Source organism: Streptomyces alboflavus (assembly GCF_000716675.1).
Taxonomy (GTDB): domain Bacteria; phylum Actinomycetota; class Actinomycetes; order Streptomycetales; family Streptomycetaceae; genus Streptomyces; species Streptomyces alboflavus.
This window is the reverse complement of the sequence record NZ_JNXT01000118.1, coordinates 1-10,345: the sequence shown is the minus strand read 5'-3', so window position 1 is coordinate 10,345 and position 10,345 is coordinate 1. Positions and strand designations below refer to the sequence as shown.

General features: G+C 69.0%; 10 protein-coding genes and 1 rRNA gene. All 11 read left to right on the top strand.

Annotation, left to right across the window (positions count from 1 at the left end; all coding sequences use genetic code 11):
• Nucleotides 1-86: ribosomal RNA gene (rrf, locus tag OO63_RS42735) — 5S ribosomal RNA — on the top strand; the annotation flags it as partial.
• Between the two features lie 175 nt (nt 87-261).
• Nucleotides 262-870: a cardiolipin synthase ClsA gene (clsA, locus tag OO63_RS40780; protein WP_030363639.1), complete on the top strand. Its 609-nt coding sequence runs from the start codon at nt 262-264 to the stop codon at nt 868-870.
• Between the two features lie 111 nt (nt 871-981).
• Complete coding sequence (locus tag OO63_RS40775) at nt 982-3,477, top strand: mannose-1-phosphate guanyltransferase (RefSeq protein WP_030363638.1); 2,496 nt, start codon at nt 982-984, stop codon at nt 3,475-3,477.
• A gap of 89 nt (nt 3,478-3,566) precedes the next feature.
• On the top strand, nt 3,567-4,466 hold the full coding sequence (locus OO63_RS40770) for a DUF881 domain-containing protein (protein WP_078619683.1): 900 nt from the start codon (nt 3,567-3,569) through the stop codon (nt 4,464-4,466).
• Nucleotides 4,463-4,795 carry a small basic family protein gene (locus OO63_RS40765; protein ID WP_003988855.1) on the top strand — a complete coding sequence of 111 codons (333 nt, stop codon included), beginning with the start codon at nt 4,463-4,465 and terminating at the stop codon, nt 4,793-4,795. The genes OO63_RS40770 and OO63_RS40765 overlap by 4 nt, the downstream gene beginning before the upstream one ends.
• A 23-nt stretch (nt 4,796-4,818) precedes the next feature.
• On the top strand, nt 4,819-5,721 hold the full coding sequence (locus OO63_RS40760) for a DUF881 domain-containing protein (RefSeq protein ID WP_030363636.1): 903 nt from the start codon (nt 4,819-4,821) through the stop codon (nt 5,719-5,721).
• 139 nt (nt 5,722-5,860) lie between these two features.
• Complete coding sequence (locus OO63_RS47885; protein WP_380893162.1) at nt 5,861-6,745, top strand: double zinc ribbon and FHA domain-containing protein; 885 nt, start codon at nt 5,861-5,863, stop codon at nt 6,743-6,745.
• Between the two features lie 42 nt (nt 6,746-6,787).
• Entirely contained in the window at nt 6,788-7,531 is a 744-nt protein-coding gene (gene ftsR / locus OO63_RS40750; RefSeq protein WP_030363635.1) for a transcriptional regulator FtsR, read from the top strand.
• Between the two features lie 53 nt (nt 7,532-7,584).
• On the top strand, nt 7,585-8,058 hold the full coding sequence (locus OO63_RS40745) for a bifunctional nuclease family protein (protein WP_005475662.1): 474 nt from the start codon (nt 7,585-7,587) through the stop codon (nt 8,056-8,058).
• A gap of 247 nt (nt 8,059-8,305) precedes the next feature.
• The gene (locus OO63_RS40740) at nt 8,306-8,938 is read left to right on the top strand and encodes a MerR family transcriptional regulator (protein WP_030363634.1); all 633 of its coding nucleotides are present in this window, start codon (nt 8,306-8,308) and stop codon (nt 8,936-8,938) included.
• 92 nt (nt 8,939-9,030) lie between these two features.
• The coding region (locus OO63_RS40735) for a DNA polymerase IV (RefSeq protein ID WP_248782229.1) at nt 9,031-10,345 on the top strand (1,315 nt) is incomplete at its 3' end.

Sequence of the window (10,345 nt, the reverse complement as noted above, 5' to 3'; positions counted from 1 at the left end):
GTTACATTCCGAACCCGGAAGCTAAGCCTTACAGCGCCGATGGTACTGCAGGGGGGACCCTGTGGGAGAGTAGGACGCCGCCGAACTAAAATTGATAAAGCCGTGGTCCCCTGACATCTGTCAGGGGACCACGGCTTTTTTGTTTTCCGGCACCACTTCCACGCATTTCTGGAGCCGCGCCACCCCCTCTGCACAGCCATCTGACAACTGACGGTAAGGTCAGGGGGCATCATCGGCTCGTTCCCCACAGGAGGCCCCCGGGTGGAGGTCCAGGAGACTCGCGTCCAGACGGACCGGGTCCTCACCATCCCGAACATCCTCAGCATGGCGCGTCTCGTCGGCGTGCCCCTCTTCCTGTGGCTGATCCTCAGGCCGGAGTTCGGCGGGCCGAACAGCGACGGCTGGGCGCTGCTCGTGCTCGCGCTGAGCGGCGTCAGCGACTATCTCGACGGCAAACTGGCGCGGCGATGGAACCAGATCAGCAACCTGGGCCGGCTCCTCGACCCCGCAGCCGATCGGCTGTATATCCTCTCGACACTTGTCGGCCTCACCTGGCGGGAGATTCTTCCGCTGTGGGTGACCGCGCTGCTCCTGCTGCGCGAACTGGTTCTGCTGGTGATGGTCTGGATCCTCCGGCGACACGGCTATCCGCCGCCGCAGGTGAACTTCCTCGGCAAGGCCGCGACCTTCAACCTGATGTATGCCTTTCCGCTGCTGCTGCTCAGTGACGGAAGTGGCTGGATCCACACACTCGCTGCTATTTTCGGATGGGCGTTCGCCGGATGGGGTACAACGCTGTACTGGTGGGCAGGGATCCTCTACGTGGTTCAGGTCCGCCGACTTGTCAAGACGGATGCCGTGGCCGATTGAGCCCGTCAAATGACGGGTGGGGCGGCCGGAAGGCTCGTGCCTGAGTGAACGGGCCAATCCTGGCAGGCTGAGTCGGCTAGATCGTCGTCTATCAAGGAGGACGTTTCCGACATGAAGGCCGTCGTGATGGCCGGAGGCGAAGGCACCCGCCTGCGCCCCATGACCTCGAGCATGCCCAAGCCGCTCCTGCCGGTGGCCAACCGGCCGATCATGGAGCATGTGCTGCGCCTGCTGAAGAAGCATGGGCTCACCGAGACCGTAGTGACAGTCCAGTTCCTGGCGTCGCTCGTCAAGAACTACTTCGGCGACGGTGAAGAGCTCGGGATGGAGCTGACCTATGCCAATGAGGAGAAGCCACTCGGCACCGCCGGCAGCGTGAAGAACGCTGAAGAGGCTCTGAAGGACGATGCCTTTGTCGTCATCTCCGGTGACGCTCTGACCGACTTCGACCTCACCGATCTGATCCGCTTCCACAAGGAGAAAGGCGCGCTTGTCACCGTCTGTCTGACACGCGTTCCGAATCCGCTGGAATTCGGCATCACCATCGTCGACGAAGAAGGCAAGGTCGAGCGCTTCCTGGAGAAGCCGACCTGGGGGCAGGTCTTCTCCGACACGGTGAACACGGGCATCTACGTCATGGAGCCCGAAGTCTTCGACTATGTCGAGGCGGATGTGCCGGTCGACTGGTCGGGCGACGTCTTCCCGCAGCTCATGAAGGAAGGCAAGCCCATCTACGGCTACATCGCCGAGGGTTACTGGGAGGACGTCGGCACCCACGAGAGCTACGTGAAGGCCCAGGCGGACGTCCTTGAGGGCAAGGTCGACGTCGAACTCGACGGATTCGAGATCTCGCCCGGAGTGTGGGTCGCCGAAGGCGCCGAAGTACATCCCGACGCCGTACTCCGCGGTCCGTTGTACGTCGGTGACTACGCGAAGATCGAAGCGGACGCCGAGATCCGTGAGCACACGGTCATCGGTTCGAACGTGGTCGTGAAGAGCGGCGCCTTCCTGCACAAGGCGGTCGTGCACGACAATGTCTACATCGGCCAGCACAGCAATCTCAGGGGCTGCGTCGTCGGGAAGAACACCGACATCATGCGGGCCTCCCGCATCGAGGACGGCGCGGTCATCGGCGATGAATGCCTCGTCGGTGAAGAATCGATCATCCAGGGCAATGTGCGGGTCTACCCGTTCAAGACGATCGAGGCCGGAGCTTTCGTCAACACCTCTGTCATCTGGGAGTCCCGCGGACAGGCGCATCTCTTCGGAGCCCGAGGTGTCTCCGGCATCCTGAACGTCGAGATCACCCCGGAACTCGCCGTGCGGCTCGCCGGAGCGTACGCGACGACGCTCAAGAAGGGCTCCACCGTCACCACGGCACGTGACCACTCCCGTGGCGCGCGGGCCCTGAAGCGGGCCGTGATCTCCGCCCTCCAGGCCAGCGCCATCGACGTACGTGACCTGGAGAACGTGCCCCTGCCGGTCGCGCGGCAGCAGACCGCGCGGGGCAGTGCCGGCGGCATCATGATCCGTACGACTACGGGAGTGCCGGACTCCGTCGACATCATGTTCTTCGACGGGCGCGGGGCGGACCTCTCGCAGGCCAGTCAGCGCAAGCTCGACCGGGTGTACGCGCGCCAGGAGTACCGGCGTGCCTTCCCCGGCGAGATCGGGGACCTGCACTTCCCCGCCAGCGTCTTCGACTCCTACACCGGGTCGCTGCTGCGCAACGTCGACACGACGGGCATCGCCGAGTCGGAGCTCAAGGTCGTCGTGGACGCGTCCAACGGCAGCGCCGGGCTCGTCCTGCCCAGCCTCCTCGGGAAGCTCGGCGTCGACGCGCTGACGATCAACCCGGGGCTCGACGAGTCACGGCCCACCGAGTCGGCCGACGCGCGCCGGTCCGGTCTGATGCGGCTCGGCGAGATCGTGGCGTCGGCCCGCGCGGCCTTCGGAGTGCGCTTCGACCCCGTGGGCGAGCGGCTCTCGCTCGTCGACGAGAAGGGGCGGATCGTCGAGGACGACCGGGCCCTTCTTGTGATGCTGGACCTGGTGGCCGCGGAACGGCGCAGCGGACGGGTCGCGCTGCCGGTGACCACCACGCGTATCGCCGAGCAGGTCGCGGCGTACCACGGCACCCAGGTGGAGTGGACGACGACGTCACCGGACGATCTGACCCGGGTCGGACGCGGCGATTCGACGGTCTTCGGTGGTGACGGGCGCGGTGGATTCATCGTGCCCGAGTTCAGCAGCGTCTTCGACGGCACGGCGGCGTTCGTGCGGCTCATCGGGCTGGTGGCGCGCACGCAGCTCACGCTCAGCCAGATCGACGCCAGGATCCCGCGCGCGCACGTCCTGAAGCGGGACCTCGCCACTCCCTGGGCCGTCAAGGGCCTGGTGATGCGGCACGTCGTGGAGGCGGCGGGCGAGCGGTCCGTGGACACGACGGACGGGGTACGGGTCGTGGAGACCGACGGACGCTGGGTGCTCGTCCTTCCCGACCCGGCGGAGGCCGTCACGCACCTGTGGGCCGAGGGGCCCGACGACGCGTCCGCCCAGGCGCTGCTCGACGAGTGGGCCGCGGTGGTGGACAGCGCCGGGCACTGATGGCGCATATGTGCCGGACAGCACCCGTAAGTGGCGCTGTCCGGCACGCCGGTGGGGCCGTTCGGAGGTAGTGCCCGCGACGTGCGACGATGTGCGGCATGCCGCAGCAGCCCCCCGTTCGGAGCACCGTCTCGCGCCCCCGGCGCCCGGACGCCTCCATGTCGCTGCTCACCACCGTCATGGACCACAGCCTGGACGAGGGGTACGCGGAGGCCGCCGCGCGCAAGAGGGAAACCGGCACAGGTGGAGTCCCCAAGACGCTGCGGGCCAAGCTGGGGCTCGCGGTCGGTCTGGTGCTCGCCGCGCTCGTGGTGACCGTGGGCGCGGCGCAGGCGCGGATAGCGGCGCCGGAGCTGGCCAAGGAGCGCTCCGAGCTGATCGAACGGGTCGAGTCGGCGACCGCGGACGCGGACGAGCTCGAGGACGAGGTCGACGACCTGCGCGGCGATGTGAGCGCGCGCCAGCGGGCCGCGCTGGAGAAACACGGCGGCGGCCGGGCCGAGTTGGTGTCGCTGCTGTCCGGTGCGACGGAAGTGCACGGGCCCGGTGTGAAGCTCGTGGTCGACGACAAGAAGGAAGCCGACCAGGGCGGCGGCGGCCCCCGGGAGAGCTCCGGGTTCTCCGACAACGGCCGGGTGCGGGACCGCGACATGCAGCGGGTCGTCAACGGCCTGTGGGAGTCGGGTGCCGAGGCCGTCGCGATCAACGACCAGCGGCTGACCGCGCTGTCGGCGATCAGGGCCGCCGGTGACGCGATACTGGTCGACAACAAGCCGCTCGTGCCGCCGTATACGGTGCTCGCGGTGGGTGACGGGCAGAAGCTGAGCACGCGGTTCCAGAACAGCGTCGACGGCCAGTACCTGCACGGTCTGCAGGAGAACTTCGGCGTCCGGACCAGCATTTCCGCGGTCGACGACATCCGGCTCCCGGCCGCGCCCAGTGTGACCGTACGAACAGCAGAGCCGAAGGCAGGAAAGGGCACATCGTGATCGCCGTACTGGGCCTCGTCGTGGGAGTCGTGGCCGGATTGTTGGTTCGGCCCGAGGTTCCGGCGGTGGTCGAGCCGTACCTTCCGATCGCCGTGGTGGCCGCGCTCGACGCGGTGTTCGGCGGTCTGCGCGCGATGCTCGACGGCATCTTCGACGACAAGGTCTTCGTGGTGTCGTTCCTGTCGAACGTGGTGGTGGCGGCGCTGATCGTCTTCCTCGGCGACAAGCTGGGGGTGGGCGCGCAGCTGTCCACCGGTGTCGTCGTGGTCCTCGGCATCCGGATCTTCTCCAACGCCGCGGCGATCCGTCGGCACGTCTTCCGGGCGTGACGCCGATGAGCCCCGTCGGTCCCATGGACCCCAAGAACCCGGAGAACCCGGAGAACACTGAGAACTCCGCGAGTTCTGAGCACCCCCAGCACCGAGCCGCCCCGCCTGGCGACGGCCGGCGCAGGGAACTGCCCGCCGAGGTCCCGGTGACGCCCCGCACGGCCGCTGACGGGCCGCCGGGCGAACAGGGCGGGGGACCGTCCCTGACCGGGCGTCAGAGGCTCGTACAGGGAATCTGGCCGCCCCGCCTGACGCGGGCACAACTCATCGTCGCCCTGCTGCTGTTCGTCCTCGGGCTCGGGCTCGCCATCCAGGTGCGGTCCACGAACGACAGCAGTGCGCTGCGCGGGGCACGTCAGGAAGATCTTGTTCGTATTCTCGATGAACTGGATGACCGAACTCAGCGTCTGGAAGATGAGAAGCGGACACTGGAGGAACAGCGCACCGGTCTCGAGAACAGCTCGGACCAGGCCGAGGAGGCCCGCAAGCAGACCGCCGAGAGGGAGCGACAGCTCGGCATTCTGGCGGGCACCGTGGCCGCGCAGGGCCCCGGTATCACGCTGACGATCGACGACAAGAAGGGGACGGTTGAGGCTGACATGCTGCTCGACGCCATCCAGGAGTTGCGCGCCGCCGGTGCGGAGGCCATCCAGGTCAATGACGTCAGGGTGGTCGCCAGTACCCATCTGTCGGACGCGACGGGCGGTGGCGTGCGGGTGGACGGCCGGAAGGTCTCCGCGCCCTACCGCTTCAAGGTCATCGGCAAGCCGCAGGACCTGGAGCCGGCTCTGAACATCCCTGGAGGGGTGGTGCAGACTCTGGAGAAGGAGCAGGCCACGGTCACTGTCGCACGTACGGAGAAGATCGTCGTGGATGCCTTGCGACCGGCGAAGCGGCCTGACTACGCTCGGTCGTCCTCCCAGTGAGCCGGGGGCGCATGGGGGCCATTGGTCCAGGGCATGAGGTTGCGGGGGGTCGGCGCACCGCAGATGGGGTGCGTGGTGGAAACTGTTTGGCGGCTCCGGACGTTGTGAGGATGTCCGTGGTGCCGCGGTATGACGGTGTGTGCAATCAGGGTTCGTCCTGCCCCACGGGCGGGTCTGTTTCGGTCAAGGGGAATCGCCCGTGAAGTTGTTTGCGAAGTTGTTCGGCAAGAGCGCACGTGAAGACGCCCGTCACCGTGCGCCGCGCGCTGGAGACGTGCCGGAGACGCAGGTGGGCGAGCGCCCGCTGTTCCGGGACCAGGTCGGCGGAGACATTTCGGGCGGACAGGGCGCGTCGTCTGTTGACCCTGCCAGTTCCGGCCGCATAGGTTTCGGGGAACCGTCAACCTCAAGTACGGGTGGAGGGTTTACCCCCGACCCGTACGCGTCCAATGCCCCCGGGGGGCAGCCGCGGCAGGAGGATCCGTCCATGTCGGCCCTGGTGTGTACGAGGTGCGGGAACCGCAACGCGCAGGCGAGCCGGTTCTGTTCCAACTGCGGTGCGCCGCTGCGGGCCGGAGCGGTCGCCGAGCGTCCGTCCGAGACCACTTCGACGATCTCCATCTCCGGACTCGAGGCCTACGACGCCGAGGTCACGGGGCAGACGCCCTCTCCGGCGCTGTCGCCCGAGGCCCAGGCGGCCGTGGACGCGCTGCCGCTCGGCTCGGCGCTGCTCGTGGTGCGACGCGGTCCGAACTCGGGCAGCCGCTTCCTCCTGGACGGCGAGCTGACGACGGCGGGACGCCACCCGCAGAGCGACATCTTCCTGGACGACGTGACCGTGTCGCGCCGCCATGTGGAGTTCCGTCGCCTCGCGGACGGCTCCTTCACCGTCGCCGACGTGGGCAGCCTCAACGGCACGTACGTGAACCGGGAGCGGATCGACTCCGTCGCCCTGTCCAATGGCGACGAGGTGCAGATCGGCAAGTACCGGCTGGTCTTCTACGCGAGCCAGCGGGGCATCTGACCCTCCCCCAGACTCCGTCTGGGGGACTCCCAGGGAAGGTCCATGCTGCACACAACGAGGGGCGGTGCCGGAAACGGCACCGCCGCCGCGGGCCACCGTCTGATGAGTATCGGCACCGTGCTGAACGCGCTGCGTGACGAGTTTCCCGAGGTCACCATCTCCAAGATCAGGTTCTTGGAGTCCGAGGGGCTCATCGAGCCGCAGCGCACGCCGTCCGGCTACCGCAAGTTCAGCCCGGACGACGTCGAGCGGCTCGGATACGTCCTGCGGATGCAGCGTGACCACTACCTGCCGCTCAAGGTGATCCGCGAGCAGCTGGACGCCATGGAGCGCGGTGAGGTCCCCGTCGTCCCCGCGCCCGGGCAGTCGCCCGAGTCCGCCGACAGCGAACTCGCCGAGGCCGACGAAGAGCGCACGGCGGCCCGCCTGGGCCGCGAGACCCTGCTGGCCGCCGCCGAGGCCGACGAGGGGCAGCTCGCCGAGTGGGAGACGTACGGCCTGATCACCCCCCTGCCCGACGGCAGCTACGACGCGGACGCCGTGACCGTGGCCGCACTGGTCGTCGAACTGGGGCGATTCGGTATCGAACCCCGCCATCTGCGGGCCATGAAAGCGGCCGCGGACCGGGAGGCGGGCCTCGTCGACCAGGTTGTCGCCCCGCTGCGCAGGCACCGCAATCCGCAGACCAGGACCCATGCGGAAGCCCGTACGAAGGAGCTCGCGGGGCTCACGGGCAGGCTGCACGCGGCGCTCGTGCACAGTGCGCTCGGCGTCCGGGTGCGCTGACCCGATCGGTGCCCGACTACCCAAACCTGCCGGGCACGTCCTAGGGTTGCTGTGTGAACGAGCTCGACGTCGTAGGTGTCCGGGTCGAAATGCCCTCCAACCAGCCGATCGTGCTCCTGCGTGAAGTGGGAGGCGACCGGTACCTCCCCATCTGGATCGGACCAGGGGAGGCGACCGCCATCGCCTTCGCACAGCAGGGCATGGCGCCCGCACGGCCGCTGACGCACGACCTGTTCAAGGACGTGCTGGAGGCTGTCGGCCAGGAGCTCACCGAAGTACGCATCACCGACCTGCGGGAAGGCGTGTTCTACGCCGAGCTGGTCTTCGCCAGCGGGGTCGAGGTGAGCGCAAGGCCCTCCGACGCCATAGCGCTCGCGCTGCGCACCGGGACGCCGATCTTCGGCAGCGACGGGGTGCTCGACGACGCCGGGATCGCCATTCCGGACGAGCAGGAGGACGAGGTGGAGAAGTTCCGCGAGTTCCTCGATCAGATCTCGCCCGAGGACTTCGGCACCAACAGCCAGTGAGCCGCTCCGGGCGGTGGATCCAGCGCCCCGGTCGACCGTCGGCGGCCGGTGACGCGCCGTCGTCCGTCGGCCCGTAGGACCCCTCCGGGAGGCCGTCCCCGGATCATTCGGCTAGCCTTTCCCCGCAGCGTGGGAGGGGAAACCACTCGCAGGGTGATTATCACCCGGCGTGCCGAGTGTGGCGTTCGTTGACGAGCCCCTGGTGACTGCCTACCGTCGAGGAGGCAGGTCAAGGACGGAGGTCGGCGTGAGAAGCAGCGGCGACGGCACAGCGGTGGGCGGTCCGTACCCGCATCACAGCAGCTCGGCCGATCACTCTCCGAAACGCCCGGTGGCAGTGCCCGGCGGCACCTCCGGACCGGAAGGTCAGGAGGAGGGCACCGAGCACGACCGGGTCGGCTATCGGGGTCCCACGGCGTGCGCCGCCGCGGGCATCACGTACCGCCAGTTGGACTACTGGGCGCGGACCGGGCTCGTCGAGCCCAGCGTGCGCGCCGCCGGTGGCTCCGGGACCCAGCGGCTCTACAGCTTCCGCGACGTGGTCGTTCTGAAGATCGTGAAGCGGTTCCTCGACACCGGGGTGTCGCTGCAGAACATCCGCACCACGGTCCAGCACCTGCGGGACAGCGGATTCCGGGACCTGGAGCGCACGACGCTGATGAGCGACGGCGCGACGGTCTACGAGTGCACCTCGCCCAACGAGGTCCACGATCTGCTCCAGGGCGGGCAGGGCGTCTTCGGGATCGCCGTGGGCGTCGTGTGGCGCGATGTGGAGGCCGCCCTGTCGCAGCTCCACGGGGAGCGCATCGACACCGGGGAGACTCTGGTGGGGCACCACCCCGGGGACGAGCTCGCGAGGCGCCGCAACCGGGCCGTGTGAGGCGGTCGGCGGCGGCCGGCAGGGGGCCTCGCGGGACGGTTGTGCCTGGTGGCTCAGGGGCATTGTCAGTGGGTTAGGGCAGCATCGGTGGTGTGAGGACCGCGCCGACGATTCTGCATCTCGACATGGACGCCTTCTACGCGTCCGCCGAGCAGGCTGCCAAGCCGAGCCTGCGGGGCAAGGCTGTCGTCGTCGGCGGGCTCGGACCGCGTGGTGTGGTCGCCACCGCCTCCTACGAGGCGCGTCGGTTCGGGGTGCACTCGGCGATGCCCATGGGGCAGGCGCGGCGGCTCGCGCCGAACGCCGCGTATCTCGTGCCCCGGTTCTCGTTCTACCGGCAGATCAGCGACCAGGTGATGCGGCTCCTGCGGGAGCTGTCGCCGCTGGTGGAGCCGCTGAGCCTGGATGAGGCCTTCGTGGACCTGGAGGCGGGCGGCGTCGCGGCGGACGAGGCGGCCGCGCGGGCCGTGGGGGAGCGGCTGCGCGCGGACATCCTGCGGGTCACGGGGCTCTCCGGGTCCGTGGGGCTCGCCGTGTCCAAGATGCTGGCGAAGATCGCCTCCGAGCAGGCCAAGCCGGACGGGCTCCTGCTGATATCACCGGGCACGGAGCGGGAGCTGCTCGCGCCCATGACCGTGCGGACGCTGCCAGGAGTGGGGCCCGCCACCGGCGACCACCTGCGACGGGCCGGGATCACCACCGTCGGGGAGCTGGCCGAGGCCGGGGAGGACGAGCTCGTACGGCTCCTGGGGAAGGCCCACGGCGGATCGCTGTACGCCATGGCGCTGGCGCGGGACGAGCGGCCCGTGGTGGCCGAGCGGGACACCAAGTCGGTCAGCGTCGAGGACACGTACGACGTGGACATCCACGACCGGGTGCGGGTGCGGATGGAGGTGGCGCGCCTCGCCGACCGGTGCGTGCAGCGGCTGCGGGACGCGGGGCACTCCGGGCGGACCATCGTGCTGAAGGTACGGCGCTTCGACTTCTCGACCCTGACGCGCTCCGAGACGCTGCGCGGACCCACGGACGACCCCGGGGTGGTGCGGGAAGCGGCCGCGCGGCTCCTGGAGTCCGTGGACACGACGGGCGGGGTGCGGCTGCTGGGGGTCGGGGTGAGCGGGCTCGCGGACTACACGCAGGAGGATCTGTTCGCGCAGGCGCAGGCGCAGGCCGACGCGGAGGCCGAAGCGGAGGCGGGCGTGGGCGGCGGTGTGGCTGGGACGGGTGCTGAGGGCGTGGTCGGGGCTGAGGCGGGCGTGCGGGCGGATGTGGGGGCCCAGGGCGGGGCGGGGCTTGGGACGGGGGAGGCGGGGCCGAAGCCCTTCCAGCGGGCGGCCTTTGAACGTACCCCCCCGGCCTTTGGCACCCCCCAGGTTCCCGGGGATCCCCTTCCCCGGGGGGGGGGCG